Annotated in this window: 14 protein-coding genes; 8 read left to right on the top strand and 6 right to left on the bottom strand. The window is 64.1% G+C overall.

Annotated features, from left to right (window positions below):
* Positions 1–43 precede the first annotated feature (43 nt).
* Positions 44–2,884 (bottom strand): preprotein translocase subunit SecA, encoded by a 2,841-nt coding sequence (secA, locus tag JQ631_RS31820; RefSeq protein ID WP_212333951.1) that lies wholly within the window; start codon positions 2,882–2,884, stop codon positions 44–46.
* A gap of 353 nt (positions 2,885–3,237) precedes the next feature.
* On the opposite strand from secA, the gene JQ631_RS31815 reads away from it, so the two are divergent.
* Both JQ631_RS31815 and argJ read left to right on the top strand, forming a co-directional pair.
* The gene (locus JQ631_RS31815; RefSeq protein WP_212333949.1) at positions 3,238–4,179 is read left to right on the top strand and encodes a peptidylprolyl isomerase; all 942 of its coding nucleotides are present in this window, start codon (positions 3,238–3,240) and stop codon (positions 4,177–4,179) included.
* A gap of 123 nt (positions 4,180–4,302) precedes the next feature.
* The gene (argJ, locus tag JQ631_RS31810) at positions 4,303–5,544 is read left to right on the top strand and encodes a bifunctional glutamate N-acetyltransferase/amino-acid acetyltransferase ArgJ (RefSeq protein ID WP_212333947.1); all 1,242 of its coding nucleotides are present in this window, start codon (positions 4,303–4,305) and stop codon (positions 5,542–5,544) included.
* 3 nt (positions 5,545–5,547) lie between these two features.
* Here argJ and JQ631_RS31805 read toward each other — a convergent pair whose 3' ends face one another.
* Entirely contained in the window at positions 5,548–6,897 is a 1,350-nt protein-coding gene (locus JQ631_RS31805; RefSeq protein WP_212333946.1) for a TadE/TadG family type IV pilus assembly protein, read from the bottom strand.
* Between the two features lie 139 nt (positions 6,898–7,036).
* On the opposite strand from JQ631_RS31805, the gene JQ631_RS31800 reads away from it, so the two are divergent.
* Positions 7,037–7,447 carry a (deoxy)nucleoside triphosphate pyrophosphohydrolase gene (locus JQ631_RS31800; RefSeq protein ID WP_212333945.1) on the top strand — a complete coding sequence of 137 codons (411 nt, stop codon included), beginning with the start codon at positions 7,037–7,039 and terminating at the stop codon, positions 7,445–7,447.
* A gap of 25 nt (positions 7,448–7,472) precedes the next feature.
* Here JQ631_RS31800 and JQ631_RS31795 read toward each other — a convergent pair whose 3' ends face one another.
* Positions 7,473–8,321 (bottom strand): methyltransferase domain-containing protein, encoded by an 849-nt coding sequence (locus JQ631_RS31795; protein ID WP_212333943.1) that lies wholly within the window; start codon positions 8,319–8,321, stop codon positions 7,473–7,475.
* Positions 8,322–8,385: 64 nt separating this feature from the next.
* On the opposite strand from JQ631_RS31795, the gene JQ631_RS31790 reads away from it, so the two are divergent.
* Genes JQ631_RS31790 through JQ631_RS31775 form a run of 4 tightly spaced genes read left to right on the top strand, consistent with a single transcriptional unit; the run spans position 8,386 to position 10,859 of the window.
* On the top strand, positions 8,386–9,183 hold the full coding sequence (locus tag JQ631_RS31790; RefSeq protein ID WP_212333941.1) for a ComF family protein: 798 nt from the start codon (positions 8,386–8,388) through the stop codon (positions 9,181–9,183).
* Positions 9,184–9,229: 46 nt separating this feature from the next.
* On the top strand, positions 9,230–9,505 hold the full coding sequence (grxC, locus tag JQ631_RS31785; RefSeq protein ID WP_212333938.1) for a glutaredoxin 3: 276 nt from the start codon (positions 9,230–9,232) through the stop codon (positions 9,503–9,505).
* On the top strand, positions 9,502–10,380 hold the full coding sequence (locus JQ631_RS31780) for a carbon-nitrogen hydrolase family protein (RefSeq protein WP_212333935.1): 879 nt from the start codon (positions 9,502–9,504) through the stop codon (positions 10,378–10,380). Before grxC ends, JQ631_RS31780 begins: the two co-directional genes overlap by 4 nt.
* The gene (locus tag JQ631_RS31775; RefSeq protein ID WP_212333932.1) at positions 10,377–10,859 is read left to right on the top strand and encodes a DUF1178 family protein; all 483 of its coding nucleotides are present in this window, start codon (positions 10,377–10,379) and stop codon (positions 10,857–10,859) included. The genes JQ631_RS31780 and JQ631_RS31775 overlap by 4 nt, the downstream gene beginning before the upstream one ends.
* Here the strand turns inward: JQ631_RS31775 and JQ631_RS31770 are convergent.
* The 3 genes from JQ631_RS31770 to JQ631_RS31760 form a co-directional block, all read right to left on the bottom strand.
* Positions 10,856–11,755, bottom strand: a complete 900-nt coding sequence (locus JQ631_RS31770; protein WP_212333928.1) for an EamA family transporter — start codon at positions 11,753–11,755, stop codon at positions 10,856–10,858. The two genes, JQ631_RS31775 and JQ631_RS31770, sit on opposite strands and share 4 nt — an antisense overlap.
* A gap of 261 nt (positions 11,756–12,016) precedes the next feature.
* Complete coding sequence (gene ubiG, locus JQ631_RS31765) at positions 12,017–12,787, bottom strand: bifunctional 2-polyprenyl-6-hydroxyphenol methylase/3-demethylubiquinol 3-O-methyltransferase UbiG (RefSeq protein WP_212333925.1); 771 nt, start codon at positions 12,785–12,787, stop codon at positions 12,017–12,019.
* 14 nt (positions 12,788–12,801) lie between these two features.
* Positions 12,802–13,269, bottom strand: coding sequence for a PH domain-containing protein (locus JQ631_RS31760; RefSeq protein ID WP_212333922.1), 468 nt, complete (start codon positions 13,267–13,269; stop codon positions 12,802–12,804).
* A 162-nt stretch (positions 13,270–13,431) separates the two neighbouring features.
* On the opposite strand from JQ631_RS31760, the gene JQ631_RS31755 reads away from it, so the two are divergent.
* On the top strand, positions 13,432–14,688 hold the full coding sequence (locus JQ631_RS31755; RefSeq protein ID WP_212333919.1) for an aspartate kinase: 1,257 nt from the start codon (positions 13,432–13,434) through the stop codon (positions 14,686–14,688).
* Positions 14,689–14,748 lie beyond the last annotated feature (60 nt).

The following is a 14,748-nucleotide window of genomic DNA, read 5'->3' as shown; positions in this document are numbered from 1 at the left end:
GAGTTTTGGACAATCGAAACATCTAACTCATTGAAATCACTAGCTAAGCGTACCGCCCGTGGCAGTGCTTGAACTTCTTGCCTGAGCCGCAGGGGCAGTCCTCGTTGCGGCCGACCTTGCCCCAGCTTGCAGGGTTCTTCGGGTCGCGCAGCGCGGCGTCGGTATGCTGCGGCGCCAGCGACACGTTGGCGATGGCCATTTCGTCTTCGCCGGTGTTCGGATCGAACTTGTGCGCTTCCATCTGCGGCAAGACAGGGGCTTCCTGCTCCGGCGGGACGATCTCGACCCGCATCAGCTGCGCGGTGACAGCCTCGCGCAAATGGGCGCTCATCTCCTGGAAGAGGTTGAAGGCCTCGGTCTTGTACTCCTGGAGCGGATCGCGCTGGCCGTAGCCGCGCAGGCCGATGACCTGGCGCAGATGGTCGAGCATGATCAGATGCTCGCGCCAGAGATGGTCGAGCGTCTGGAGCAGAATGGTCTTCTCGACGTAACGCATCACGTCGGGACCCCATTGCGCGACCTTGGCGGCCATATGCTCGTCGGCACGCGTCTCGATGCGCGTGAGCAGCTCCTCGTCGGCGATGCCCTCTTCCCTGGACCAATCCTCGACCGGCAGGTCGAGATCGAGCACGCGCTTCAATTCGTCCTTGAGGCCGGCGACGTCCCACTGCTCGGCATAGGCATGTTCGGGCACGTGCTTGGCGACGAGATCTTCGATGAAGGCGTGGCGCATGTCACTGACGGTCTCGGCGACGCTCTCGTCCTTCATCAGGTCGACGCGCTGGTCGAAGATCACCTTGCGCTGGTCGTTCTGGACGTTGTCGAACTTGAGCAGGTTCTTGCGGATGTCGAAGTTGCGGGCTTCGACCTTCTGCTGCGCCTTCTCGAGGGCCTTGTTGATCCAGGGATGGATGATCGCCTCGCCCTCTTGCAGGCCGAGACGCTGGAGCATGCTGTCGAGGCGATCCGAGCCGAAGATGCGCATCAGATCGTCTTCCAGCGACAGGAAGAATTTCGAGCGGCCGGGGTCGCCCTGACGGCCGGAACGGCCGCGAAGCTGGTTGTCGATGCGGCGGGATTCGTGCCGCTCGGAGCCCATGATGTAGAGGCCGCCGGGCTTCTTCACGGTCTTGGCCGGCTTCGAGCCCTTGGCAGGCTCGATCTCGACGGTCTCTTCGGCATTGAGCACGATGTCGCGGAAGTGGGCGATATCGGCCTTGATCTGCTCGACCTTCGCAGCCTTCTCGGCCTCGTCCTCGATGCCCGCGGTCTCCTGCTGGATGCGCATCTCGAGCGAACCACCGAGCTTGATGTCGGTACCGCGGCCGGCCATGTTGGTGGCGATCGTGATCGCGCCGGGCACGCCGGCTTCGGCGACGATATAGGCTTCCTGCTCGTGGAAGCGCGCGTTCAGCACAGCGAAGAGTTTTGCCGGCTTGCCCGCGCGCGCGGCGGCATAGAGCTTGTCGAGCGCGTTGTCCTTGCCGAAATCGATTTGCTTGTAGCCGTTCTTCTTGAGGAATTCGGCCAGCACTTCCGACTTCTCGATCGACGCCGTACCGACCAGCACCGGCTGCAGCCGCGCGTTCGCCCGCTCGATCTCGGCGAGAATGGCCGAGTATTTTTCGGTGTGCGTGCGATAAACCTCGTCGTCCTCGTCGAGGCGGCCGACCGGCACGTTGGTCGGAATTTCGACAACTTCGAGCTTGTAGATGTCGAAGAGCTCGTCGGCTTCGGTCAACGCCGTTCCGGTCATGCCGGCGAGCTTTTCGTACATCCGGAAATAGTTCTGGAACGTGATCGAGGCCAGCGTCTGGTTCTCGGGCTGAACCTGCACATGCTCCTTGGCTTCCAGCGCCTGGTGCAGGCCTTCCGAATAGCGGCGGCCGGCCATCATGCGTCCGGTGAACTCGTCGATGATGACGACCTCGTCGTCGCGGACGATGTAGTCCTTGTCGCGGGTGAACAGCGTGTGGGCGCGCAGCGCCTGGTTGATGTGGTGCACGACGGAGACGTTCTCGACGTCGTAGAGTGAATCGCCCTTGAGCTGACCGGCATCGCGCAGCAGCGTCTCGATCTTCTCCATGCCGCCTTCGGTCAGCGTCACCGTGCGCTGCTTCTCGTCGACCTCGTAGTCGGTCTTGTCGAGCTTGGGCAGGAATGAGTCGATGGTGTTGTAGAAGTCCGAACGGTCGTCGAGCGGGCCGGAGATGATCAGCGGCGTACGCGCTTCGTCGATCAGGATGGAGTCGACTTCGTCGACGATCGCGTAGAAATGCGGCCGCTGGACCATGTCCTCGAGCCGGTACTTCATGTTGTCGCGGAGATAGTCGAAGCCGTATTCGTTGTTGGTGCCGTAGGTGATGTCGCAGGCATAGGCGGCCTTGCGCTCGGCGTCGTCGAGACCGTGGACGATCACGCCGGTCGTCATGCCGAGGAAGCCGTAGATCTGACCCATCCAGCCGGAGTCGCGGCGGGCGAGGTAGTCGTTGACCGTGACGACGTGGATGCCCTTGCCGGCGAGCGCGTTGAGATAGACCGCCAGCGTCGCGACCAGCGTCTTGCCTTCGCCGGTCTTCATCTCGGCGATGTCGCCTTCGTGCAGCACCATGCCGCCGATCAGCTGGACGTCGAAATGGCGCTGGCCGAGCGTGCGTTTGGCGGCTTCGCGCACGGTGGCGAAGGCAGGCACCAGAATGTCGTCGAGCGTCTTGCCCTCGGCGAGCTGCTTCTTGAATTCGGCGGTACGGGCCTTGAGCTGTTCGTCGGAGAGCTTGACGAGCTCGGGCTCCAGCGCGTTGATCGCGTTGATGCGGGACTGGTATCCCTTCACCCGCCGGTCGTTGGCGGAGCCGAAAAACTTGCGGGCGAGCGCGCCGATCATGCCTAGTTCCTGTGTTCGCGATTCAACCGCGTTGCAGCCAAGAAGTTGTCACCCGCTGGCCTATCAACTCACCGTGACGCCTTGTGGCGCCAGAGCCCGGACTGCGGGGGGTCATCCGCCATATGGGTGGGAATTGGGCTAGTCTGGGTTCAACGGCCAAAAACGCAGCAAAATAAACGCCATCGCCATGGTCGCGACCGGGGAGAGATATGGCCCGGTCAGGGCCTTGTCAACGGCGGGCGCATTGCGGCTAATTCATCATTTTGACAGACTTTTCGCGTTGCCAAGCCCCTGTGATTGGGCGAGTGTCCGCCCCGCTTAAAGCAGCCCCTGCTTCAACATAAGGATTTTCCATGACCACCTCGTTCCCGGTAACCACCGGCCAGCGCTTTTGCCATGCGTCCGCCCTGGCCGGCTCCCTGGCCCTGGCGCTGTTCCTGGCGTTCGCGGGCCCGATCCGGGCGGCCGACGATCCCGTTCTGGCCAAGGTCAATGGCGCGGAGATCAAGAAGAGCGACGTCACCATGGCCGAGGAAGAGCTCGGACCGAGCCTCGCCCAGATGGATCCGGCGACCAAGGACGAGAACGTTCTCTCCTTCCTGATCGACATGAAAATCGTCTCCAAGGCGGCCGAGGACAAGAAGGTTGCCGACAGCGAGGAATTCAAGAAGCGGATGGCCTTCGCCCGCAACCGTCTGCTGATGGACAGTCTGCTGGCCCAGGAAGGCAAGGCCGCCACCAACGACGACGCCATGAAGAAGGTCTATGAGGAGGCCTCCAAGCAGATCACCGGCGAGCAGGAAGTGCGCGCCCGCCACATCCTGGTCGAGACCGAGGACGAGGCCAAGGCGGTGAAGGCCGAGCTCGACAAGGGCGCGGATTTCGCCGAGCTGGCCAAGAAGAAGTCCAAGGATCCGGGTTCGGCCGACGGCGGCGACCTCGGCTTCTTCACCAAAGAGCAGATGGTGCCGGAATTCTCGGCCGTCGCGTTCTCGCTGGAGCCGGGCAAGATCTCCGACCCCGTGAAGTCGCAGTTCGGCTGGCACATCATCAAGGTCGAGGAAAAGCGCAACCGCAAGGCACCGGAGTTCGACCAGGTCAAGCCGCAGATCGAGCAGTACGTCACCCGCAAGGCCCAGGCCGATTACGTCGCCAAGCTCCGCGCCGAGGCCAAGGTCGAGCGGCTGGACCAGCCGGCGGCCGACGCGTCCAAGGATGCCAAGCCGGCCGATGCGGCCAAGCCCTCGGACGCGAAGCCCTCCGACAGCAAGATGGCGCCCCCCGCCAAGAAGTAAGAATTCGCTGTCACTTCGGTGACGCGAAGAGTATCTAAGCCTACCTGATGCCCGGCCTCGCAAAGAGGGGCCGGGCATCTGCATATCCAGGCCTCACCAAGGCACAAGCCAAGGCACCCCGCGATGTCCTCCTCAGTCTCCCCGCTCGCCCCGAAGAACGTCCCCGATATGCCCGTCATCGCGGGCATCCGCCTTGCGACGGCCGAGGCCGGCATCCGCTACAAGAACCGCACCGACGTGCTTTTGGCGATCATGGACAAGGGCACTGCAGTCGCCGGCGTCTTCACCAAGTCGAAATGCCCGTCCGCGCCGGTCGAGTGGTGCCGCGCAAAACTGAAGGGCGGCAAGGCCCGCGCCCTCGTGGTCAATTCCGGCAATGCCAATGCCTTCACCGGCAAGACCGGCCGCAGTTCGACCGCGATGACCGCGAAGATCGCGGCGAAGGCCGTCGGCTGCAGCGAGAGCGAGATCTTCCTGGCCTCGACCGGCGTGATCGGCGAGCCGCTGGACGCGAGCAAGTTCGACGGCGTGCTGGGACGTCTTGCCGAGACCGCCGAGTCCGGCGACTACCTCGCCGCCGCCAAGGCGATCATGACCACCGACACCTTCCCCAAGGTCGCGACCGCGACCGTGAAGCTCGGCAAGGCCAAGGTCACCATCAACGGCATGGCCAAGGGTGCCGGCATGATCGCGCCCGACATGGCGACGATGCTGTCCTTCATCTTCACGGACGCTCCGATCGCGCCCGCCGCGCTCCAGGCACTGCTCAAGGCAGGCGTCGAGGATACATTCAACGCGGTGACGATCGACGGCGACACCTCGACTTCAGACACGCTGCTGGCGTTCGCGACCGGTGCCGCCGCCGTGCATGGCGCGCCAAAAATCAGCCGCGCCAGCGACCCGCGTCTGAAGGCCTTCGTGAAAGCGTTCAACCTGATCCTCGCCAATCTCTCCGAGCAGGTCGCCCGAGACGGCGAAGGCGCGCGCAAGCTGGTCGAGATCACCGTCGAGGGCGCCAAGACCAAAGCCTCCGCGCGCAAGATCGCGATGTCGATCGCCAACTCGCCGCTGGTGAAGACCGCGATCGCGGGCGAAGACGCCAATTGGGGCCGCGTGGTGATGGCGGTCGGCAAGGCCGGCGAGCCGGCCGACCGCGACAAGCTCTCGATTTCCTTCAACGGCATCCGCGTCGCCAAGAGCGGCGCGCGTGATCCGTCCTATGACGAGACCCAGGTGTCGGAAGCAATGAAGGCGCCGGAGATCGCGATCAAGGTCTCGCTCGGCCTCGGCAAGGGCCGCGACCGTGTGCTGACCTGCGACCTCACCAAGGAATATGTGGCGATCAACGGGGATTACCGGTCGTAGCGCTCACCCCGCGATCCGCGCGTCGGCGACCGCTTTCTTGAACAGTGCGTTCATCGCATCCGAGATGCCTTGCGTCGGGCTCACTTCAAAATAGAGCCCGGGCGAGGCGCAGCTCTGCATGTTCTGGGCGATCTCGCTGTTCGGCGACGGTCCGTAGGGCCCTTTGTTGAACGGGTCGATCCAACCCATGTACCAGGTGTTGGTCGGCAGCTGCAGATAGGTGGTGTAGAGCACCGCGATCTTGACGCCGCGGCCCTTCAACGTATCGCAGAGCGCGGGATTGAGCGGCGACTGGCAACGCGGCGAGATGTTGCCGAACGTCTTGTTGTACATCGTCTTGAGGCAAGCGGCGTTGCTTTCATCGGCAACACCGTCGGAGACGAAGAACAGATATTTCAGCGGCGCGGCCGACGTGCCCGCGCCCGGCGACGAGATCGCCGTGTTGATCGCCGGAAACACCGTGCTGAACTGGGTATCCTTGTCGGCGGTGTAGGCATCGTTGTTGCCGTAGACGCCCATCAAATCGATCAAGCCTGCCGCGGTCTTGGCGCTCGACAGGCTCGAGGACAGCGAGAACAATGCACGCAGGCCGATGGTCTTCGACGATGCGCCGAAATCATAGATCGCCATGCGGAACTGGTTCGAATAGGTTTCGGTGGCGCCGGCCGTATCCATCAGCGATTGAGTCGCGCTGCGCAGCACGTCGATCCGCGTCGTCACACCGAGCGTCTTGGCGAGGTTGTAATAGTTGTTCGGATCATTGTAGTCGTGGCAGGCGAAGGCGCATTTGTCGGGCGTGTTGCTCACCATCTTGCTGACGTCGGTCGGCGTCGCCGCGACCCCCATCGACGGCGAGTTGTCCAGCAGGAGATAGAAATCGACATAGAGCGGCATGTTGGCCGTCGAGGTCGACGTGCCGGTCACGGTGAGCGTGGCCTTGCCGATCAGGCCGAGGAACATGGTGTTGATATTGGCACTGAACGCGACCGTCGAGGTGACGGTCGAGCCGCTCTTGGCCACGGTCGGCGTCACGCTGTTGAGCGTGTAGCCGGTCAGATTGGCGCGGTTGGCATCGAAGATGTTCTGGGCGTCGGTCACGCCGGCGGGAATCGTGCCGTCCGACGTCATCGAGCCCGCCGCCAGGAAGGCCGGCGAGGCCTTTGCGATCGCACCGACGCTGGCCGCATCGGCCGCAGCCTGCAGCTTCGACCGGATCTGGGTCGCACGCGAGTAGTCGACGGCGCAACCGACCGCGGTGATCAGCGGAACGCAGGCAAGCGTGAATATCACAGCGATATTGCCGCGCTTGTCGCGGACGAACCTGCGAATGAGAGTGCGAAACGCGGCGCGCATGGCGAGAGCCCGGGATGGTTTTCAGAGTTCCCACCCTAGGCGCCGTCGATTAAGTATGACTTATGGCGATGCTAGAAACGCGGCCCCTGTCGGGGTTAACAAACCGTTACGGACGACCTTCAGCGAGCGACAATCACGCATGGCCGATCTCAAGCTGACACTGGTGGTCGCGTGCGCGCTCGTCGACGCCGACAAGCGCGTCCTGATCGCGCAGCGCCCCGAGGGCAAGACGCTCGCCGGCCTCTGGGAATTTCCCGGCGGCAAGTGTGAGCCTGGCGAGCGGCCGGAGCAGAGCCTGATCCGCGAGCTCAACGAGGAACTCGGCATCACCGTCGCCGAGCCGTGCCTCGCGCCGCTGACCTTTGCAAGCTACGGCTACGAGACGTTTCATCTGTTGATGCCGCTCTACATCTGCCGGCGCTGGGAAGGGATCGTCGAAGCTCGCGAAGGCCAGACGCTGGCCTGGGTTCGCGCCAACAAGTTGCGCGACTATCCGATGCCGCCGGCGGACATTCCGCTGATCCCGCATTTGATCGATTTGCTGATGTGAGTTCGGACCTCATCCCTGATGAGGATCACTCTTTCCCCGCCTTCTTCACCGCTTCCGCGAGGCTCGCCTTCGCCGAACCCGGCTTCAGCGGCTGCTGCTGGCTCGCATGCGGAGCCCAGCCTGACAGCCAGATGATGTCAAAGGTCGCACGGATGCGGCCGTCGGCATCGGCAAAACGCCCGGCATAGATTTCGGCCATCCGCAACAGCGTCGCGCGGCGGCTTGGCGCGCGCCGCCGCTCGATCAGCACATTGGCCGCGCCCATGCGGCGAAGATCCTGCATCAGCGCGAACGCGTTGGCATAGCGCACCACGACGCGATCGACGTCGGTGACCGGAAGCGCAAAGCCCGCCCGCTGCAACAACGCGCCGACGTCCCTGAGATCGGCGAACGGCGCCACGCGCGGCGACACGCCGCCTTCGCATTCGGCTTCCGCCGCGGCAAAAGCCTGCCGAAGCTCCGTGAGACTATCGCCACCGATCATCGCGGCGAGCAGCAAGCCATCTGGCTTCAGCGCACGACGGATTTGCGCAAGCACGCCGGGCAGATCGTTGACGAATTGCAGCGCCAACGCCGAGACGACGAGATCGAGACTTTCCGGCGCGAAGGGCAATGTCTCCGCACCCGCTGCATCGAGCGCGATCCGCTGGATCGAAGGCAACCGCGCGCGCAGCCCCGCGAGCCCCTCGCCCGGCGTCCAGAGATCGGCCGGCGCATGAAACTCGCGCATCACCGCGGCCAACCGATCGGACATATCCTCGGCGACCCGGTCGAGCAGGAAGCTCACGGCACCCTGCGCCTGCGCACGCCGCTGCCGCGCATGCAGCAAGGCGCGATCAAACAGAGCGGGCGGGGTTTGCGGGTTCTGAGCCATGCCGCTGGTTACGCCGATCGTGACGGTTCTGGCAATCCGGTGCGTGCGGCGCTAGCCTGCCCTCATGGAGGCCGACGCCGCCCGCACCCGTTCCATCGCCGCACCCTTTCGTGCCGCGTGGACGGCCGGGCGCCATGTCGCGACGCGCGTGGCAAGGCTCGCGCTCGACATTGCGCTGCCGACGCTGTGTGTGTCCTGCCGCGAGCCCGTCGATGGCGAGGGCGTGTGCGCGGCGTGCTGGTCGCGGCTGTCGTTCATCGAACGGCCCTATTGTCCGCGGCTCGGCATTCCCTTCGTCTATGACCCCGGCCCCGACATGCTGTCGATGGAGGCGATCGCGAGCCCGCCGGCCTATCAGCGGGCGCGCGCGGCGGTCCGCTATGACGACGTCGCACGCACGCTGGTGCATGCGCTGAAATACCAGGACCGCACCGATCTGGCGCCCGCCATGGGCCGCTGGATGGCGCGCGCCGGCAGCGAATTGCTCGCGGGCGCCGACATGCTGGTGCCGGTGCCCCTGCATTGGCGCCGGGCCTGGCGCCGTCGCTACAACCAGTCAGGCGCGCTGGCGCAGATCATCGCACGGCAAAGCGGCGTCAAGGTGCGCGGCGAGGTGCTGCGCCGGGTGCGCGCCACCGAGCAGCAGATCGGCCTGTCGCGGTCGCAGCGCGCCACCAATGTACAGGGCGCATTCCAGGTATCCCCCGACCGTCAGGCCGAGGTCCAGGGCCGGCGCATCATCCTGGTCGATGACGTCCTGACGTCAGGTGCGACACTGGATGCCTGCGCGCGCGCTCTGCTGCGCGCCAAGGCGGCCCAGGTCGATGTACTGGTCTTCGCCCGGGTTGTCGAAATCAGGTAAACTCCCATATAATTCAACAAATTCATGACTGAGAGCGCTGGACGCCATGACCGCTGCTGTCGAGATCTATACCAGGCCGGGGTGCGGCTATTGTTCCGCTGCCAGGTCGCTTCTGACCCGCAAGAAGGCGACCTTCACGGAATTCGACGTCGCCAAGAACCCGTCCTGGCGCGAGGAAATGTACGACCGCGCCGGCGAGGGCTCGACCTTCCCGCAGATCTGGATCGGCGGAACCCATATCGGTGGCTGTGACGATCTCTACGCGCTCGACCGCGAGGGTAAGCTCGACGGCCTGCTCGAAAACATCAAGGCCGCGTCATGAGCGAGAACAAGACGTTCACCGCCGCCATGGTGCAGATGCGCACCGGCCTGCTGCCCGAGCCGAGCCTCGCGCAGGCCACCAGGCTGATCCGGCAGGCCGCAGCCAATGGCGCCGACTACGTGCAGACGCCCGAAGTCAGCAACATGATGCAGCTGAACCGCAAGGCGCTGTTCGAGCATCTCCAGACCGAAGAGGACGACGCCTCGCTGAAGGCGTATCGCGCCCTCGCCGCCGAGTTGAAGATCCACATCCATGTCGGCTCGCTGGCGCTGCGCTTTTCGCCGGAGAAGGCGGTCAACCGCTCCTTCCTGATCGGGCCCGAGGGCCAGGTGCTCGCGAGCTACGACAAGATCCACATGTTCGACATCGAGCTGCCGGACGGCGAGAGCTATCGGGAATCCGCCAATTACCAGCCGGGCGAGACCGCCGTGATCTCCGACCTGCCCTGGGGCCGCGTGGGCCTGACGATCTGCTACGACGTTCGCTTTCCCGCGCTCTACCGCGCGCTCGCTGAAAGTGGCGCCTCCTTCATCACGGTGCCCTCCGCCTTCACCCGCAAGACCGGTGAGGCGCATTGGCACATCCTGCTGCGCTCGCGCGCGATCGAGACCGGCTGCTTCATCTTCGCAGCAGCCCAGGCAGGCACCCACGAGAACAAGCGCGAGACCTATGGTCATTCGCTGATCATCGATCCCTGGGGCGAGATCCTCGCCGAGGGCGATGTCGAGCCCGGCATCATTATGGCCAAGATCGATCCGGCCAAGGTCGAGACCGCGCGCCGCGCGATCCCTTCGCTCCAGCACGGCCGCCGCTTCGGCGTCTCCGATCCCAAGGCCGGGCCGGATCATCTGCACCTGGTGCGGGGATCCGCATGATCCGCTACGCGCTCCATTGCGACCGCAAGCATGAGTTCGAGAGCTGGTTCCAGAGCTCGGCGGCCTATGATTCGCAGGTGAAGCGCAAGCTCGTGAATTGCCCGATCTGCGGCTCGGCCAAGGTCGACAAGGCAATCATGGCGCCGCGCATCGTCGGCAAGAAGGGCCGCGGCCGTGCGACGCCACCACCGGAGCCGGCGACGGCCGCCGCGCCCGAGGCTGCGCCGCCCGAGTCGACCTCGCTCATGATGGCGCAGGAGAAAGAGCTGCGCGCCAAGCTGAAAGAACTGCGCGATCACATCGTCAAGAACGCCGACAATGTCGGCGAACGCTTCGCCAACGAAGCCCGCGCGATGCATTACGGCGACAAGGAGCACCGTCCGATCTACGGCGAGGCCTCGCCGGACGAAGCGAAGTCGCTGATTGACGAAGGCATCGAGGTGTCGCCGCTGCCGACACTGCCGGAAGACCGGAACTAGGTCCCCACCAGCACCGCCACACCGATGATGATCAGTGCGATGCCTGCGAGCTCGCGCGGCGCGATCGGCTGCTTGAACGAGTAATACGCCACCGCCTGCGCGAACAGCACCTCGATCAGCGCGAGCGTGCGGACATTGGCGGCGGCCGTCAGCGCGAACGCCAGAAACCAGAATTGCGAGGCGAAGGCGCCCATGAAGCCGGCGAGCAGCGACGGCTTCCACAGCCCCAGGATCGACTGAAGCACCTTTGGCGCGCGCCAGAGCAGATAGACCGTCAGGATCAGCGTCTGCACGAACAGGCCGAGCACCAGCGTGAACGAGGCCGCGGTCACGAAGGAGACGCCTGTCACGTTGATGATCGCGCCGCGAAAACCAACCGCAGACAGGGCGAACGCCGCGGCCGCGACGAGGCCGGTGATGGTCGGCTTCAACTCCGCAAAGCTCTTCTCGCCGCCCGGTCGCAGCGCGGTGATGACAACGCCGACGGTCGCGATCACGATCGCCAGCACTTTCATCCAGGTCAGATGATCGCCGAGGAAGACGAAGCCGAAGATCGCGGTCTGGATCGCCTCGGTCTTGAGGTAGGCGGTCGTCACCACGAAGGAGCGGTCGTTCATCGCCAGCAGCATCAGGCCGGTGGCGACGATCTGGCTGAGCGCGCCCAGCAGCAGCCACGGCCAGAACACGGATGGCGGCATGCCGAGATGATCGCCGGTCGTGACCAGCACGGCGCCCAAGAACAGCAGCGAGAACGGGAAGCCGAACAGGAAGCGGATATTGGTCGCGCCCCAGGTCCCCAGCGGCTTCGTGAGCGACCGCTGCATCGCATTGCGCGCGACCTGGCCGAGCGCAGCAATGACGGTGAAGGGAATCCAGAGGCTGGTGACGGTGAACATGGGGAGGGCTAATCAGAAAGTGTTGGGCCAACCTGCAAGCTGCAGCTCACGCGGTCAACCACACGGGCGTCATGGGAGCGATGCTCTCGCAACAAGCACACCGTCGTCCTGGACAAGCGAAGCGCAGATCCAGGACCCATTACCCCAAAGAGTGATTTGGCGAAGATCCGTGGTTACGAGCTCTGCGCCACAACTTCTTTCTGGGGCAATGGGTCCTGGCGTTCGCCAGGACGACACCAAATGCATGAAGGCAGTCCGCCCTCACACCATCCCCTCCGCCACCACCATGTAGTTCACGTCCATGTCCGACGAGAGCGTCCATTTGTCGGCGAAGGGAGAGTAGACGACGCCGGTCTGCTCGGTGATGACGAGACGGTTGTCGAGGAGGTGCTTGGTCAGTTCGTCGGGGGTGACGAACTTGTTCCATTCGTGGGTGCCGCGCGGCAACCAGCGCAGGACGTATTCGGCGCCGACGATGGCGAGCGCAAAGCTCTTCCAGTTGCGATTCAGCGTCGAAACCACCATCAGGCCGTTCGGCTTCAGCATCGAGGCGCAGCGCTTCAGGAAGACGCCGACGTCGACGACGTGCTCGACAACCTCCATCGCCAGCACGATGTCGAAGCGCTCGCGCGGGTCGATCTCCTCCACCGTGGTGCAGCGATAGTCGATCGACAGATGGCTCTTGTCGGCGTGGAGCTTTGCGGCGGCGATGTTGCTGACGGAGGGATCGACCCCAATGACCTGGGCGCCCAGCCGCGACAGCGGCTCGCACAACAGGCCGGCACCGCAGCCGATGTCGAGCACGCGCAGGCCGCCGAGGCAGTTGAGGCTGCGCACATTGCGCTCGAACTTGCGGCAGGCGGCATCGCGGATGTAGCCGAGCCGCAGCGGGTTGATCCGGTGCAGCGGGGCCATCTTGCCCTTGGGGTCCCACCACTCCGCCGAGAGCTTCGAGAATTTCGCGATCTCGGCGGCATCGACGGTCGAGCCCGGCGGGGTGGTTGTGGCGGAAGTATCTTGCTGCATGCTCATGGGTCAGCGCGGTCCTACCGCGTGGTGATCGAACTACGGAAGGCGAGCGGCGAGGCGATCGTCCGGATGGTTTCGCGACCTTCGCCGACGCCGTTGATGGTCACGTCGCCGTAGTTGAGAATTCGTCCAAGAATCGACTGGTTGACGTCGACACTTTCGACCTTGTCCAACGCCATTTCAAAGGTGCGGCGCTTGATGAACCCGGTCTTATGCACAACCCTGAGGTTGGTCACGTCAGTCTCGGTCGTGAAGCGATGGAACCAGCCCTTCACTGTCCAGAACAGGGCCGCCAGAGCCGACACGCCCGCCGCGACGAGGCACAAAACGACGAGCCCATCGACCGTCGTCATGCGAGACGCCAGCAGGAAGCCCAGGGCCACGATCCAGGCCAGAATGGCCGGGAAGTAGAAGATCCAGTGCGCATTGGTCGAATACAGCACCCGCTCGCCGGGCTGCAGGATTTCGTCAATATAACGCGCCATAGCCTCTGATAACCCATTGCCCGGATTGGCCCCAAGAACGCACTTGAGGAACCTGCTTGCCCCCGGCCTCGCCCCTCTGTATACGCGCGGTCGGTATCCCCCAGGGCATTCGTCCGGCGCGGGTCACCATACTGATCCTCAAGAGGGAATGCACGCGTCGTCATGAGCCGCCTCGTGATGAAATTCGGCGGCACGTCCGTCGCCAACATCGAACGCATCCGCAACGTCGCACGCCATGTGAAGCGTGAGGTCGATGCCGGCCATGAAGTGGCCGTGGTCGTCTCGGCGATGTCGGGCAAGACCAACGAACTGGTGGCCTGGTGCACCGAGGCCTCGCCGATGCACGACGCGCGCGAATACGACGCCGTCGTCGCCTCAGGCGAACAGGTGACATCAGGCCTGCTGGCCATCGTGCTCCAGGGCATGGGTATCCAGGCCCGGTCGTGGCAGGGCTGGCAGATCCCGATCAAGACCAGCGACGCCCATGCCTCGGCCCGGATCGAGGACATCGACGGCAGCGAGATCATCTCCCGCTTCAAGGATCGCAAGGAAGTCGCCGTCATCGCCGGCTTCCAGGGAATCGACCCCAGGACCAACCGCATCACGACGCTCGGCCGCGGCGGCTCCGACACCTCGGCCGTGGCGATCGCGGCCGCCGTCAAGGCCGACCGCTGCGACATCTACACCGACGTCGACGGCGTCTACACCACCGACCCGCGAATCGTGCCGAAGGCCAAGAGGCTCGACAAGATCGCGTTCGAAGACATGCTGGAACTGGCCTCCCAGGGCGCGAAAGTGCTCCAGGTGCGCTCGGTGGAACTCGGCATGGTCCACAACATGCCGATCTTCGTCCGCTCGAGCTTCGATAAGCCCGAGGATATCGACCCGCATGCCAACCAGCCGCCCGGCACGCTGATCTGCGGCGAGGAGGAGATCATGGAAAATCACGTCGTCACCGGCATCGCCTTTTCGAAGGACGAGGCCCAGATCTCTGTGCGCCAGATCGAGGACAAGCCCGGCGTCGCGGCGTCGATCTTCGGCCCGCTCGCGGATGCCAATATCAACGTCGACATGATCGTCCAGAACGTGTCTGAAGACGGAAAGACCACCGACCTGACCTTCACGGTGCCGGCCGCCGACTACGTCAGGGCCAAGGACACGATTACCGCCGCCAAGGCCAAGATCGGCTATCTCAGGCTTGATACCGCGACCGACGTCGCCAAGATTTCGGTGATCGGCAGCGGCATGCGCAGCCATGCCGGCGTCGCCGCCCAGGCCTTTTCGGCCCTCGCCGGACGGAATATCAACATCCGGGCCATTACAACCTCCGAGATCAAGTTCTCGGTCTTGATCGACACAGCCTATACCGAGCTTGCGGTGCGCACACTGCACACGCTCTACGGCCTCGACCAAGCTTAGGCTAATTTTCTCTTAGCGGTCGCAGCAAACGCGAAGGTGTACACACCTTCGCGTTTGGCA

The sequence above is a fragment of the Bradyrhizobium manausense genome (genome assembly GCF_018131105.1).
In the GTDB taxonomy this organism is placed as follows: domain Bacteria; phylum Pseudomonadota; class Alphaproteobacteria; order Rhizobiales; family Xanthobacteraceae; genus Bradyrhizobium; species Bradyrhizobium manausense_B.
The sequence above is the reverse complement of the archived record's forward strand: the minus strand, read 5'-3'. Positions and strand labels throughout refer to the sequence as shown.

Bases quoted from the DNA above. Each gene is read 5' to 3' on its own strand.
- ubiG (WP_212333925.1), bottom strand. From the start codon at position 12,787: ATGAGCATGCAGCAAGATACTTCCGCCACAACCACCCCGCCGGGCTCG.
- JQ631_RS31800 (WP_212333945.1), top strand. From the start codon at position 7,037: ATGGCCGATCTCAAGCTGACACTGGTGGTCGCGTGCGCGCTCGTCGAC.
- JQ631_RS31805 (WP_212333946.1), bottom strand. From the start codon at position 6,897: ATGCGCGCCGCGTTTCGCACTCTCATTCGCAGGTTCGTCCGCGACAAG.
- JQ631_RS31775 (WP_212333932.1), top strand. From the start codon at position 10,377: ATGATCCGCTACGCGCTCCATTGCGACCGCAAGCATGAGTTCGAGAGC.
- secA (WP_212333951.1), bottom strand. From the start codon at position 2,884: ATGATCGGCGCGCTCGCCCGCAAGTTTTTCGGCTCCGCCAACGACCGG.
- JQ631_RS31815 (WP_212333949.1), top strand. From the start codon at position 3,238: ATGACCACCTCGTTCCCGGTAACCACCGGCCAGCGCTTTTGCCATGCG.
- JQ631_RS31760 (WP_212333922.1), bottom strand. From the start codon at position 13,269: ATGGCGCGTTATATTGACGAAATCCTGCAGCCCGGCGAGCGGGTGCTG.
- JQ631_RS31790 (WP_212333941.1), top strand. From the start codon at position 8,386: ATGGAGGCCGACGCCGCCCGCACCCGTTCCATCGCCGCACCCTTTCGT.
- JQ631_RS31780 (WP_212333935.1), top strand. From the start codon at position 9,502: ATGAGCGAGAACAAGACGTTCACCGCCGCCATGGTGCAGATGCGCACC.
- grxC (WP_212333938.1), top strand. From the start codon at position 9,230: ATGACCGCTGCTGTCGAGATCTATACCAGGCCGGGGTGCGGCTATTGT.
- JQ631_RS31770 (WP_212333928.1), bottom strand. From the start codon at position 11,755: ATGTTCACCGTCACCAGCCTCTGGATTCCCTTCACCGTCATTGCTGCG.
- argJ (WP_212333947.1), top strand. From the start codon at position 4,303: ATGTCCTCCTCAGTCTCCCCGCTCGCCCCGAAGAACGTCCCCGATATG.
- JQ631_RS31795 (WP_212333943.1), bottom strand. From the start codon at position 8,321: ATGGCTCAGAACCCGCAAACCCCGCCCGCTCTGTTTGATCGCGCCTTG.
- JQ631_RS31755 (WP_212333919.1), top strand. From the start codon at position 13,432: ATGAGCCGCCTCGTGATGAAATTCGGCGGCACGTCCGTCGCCAACATC.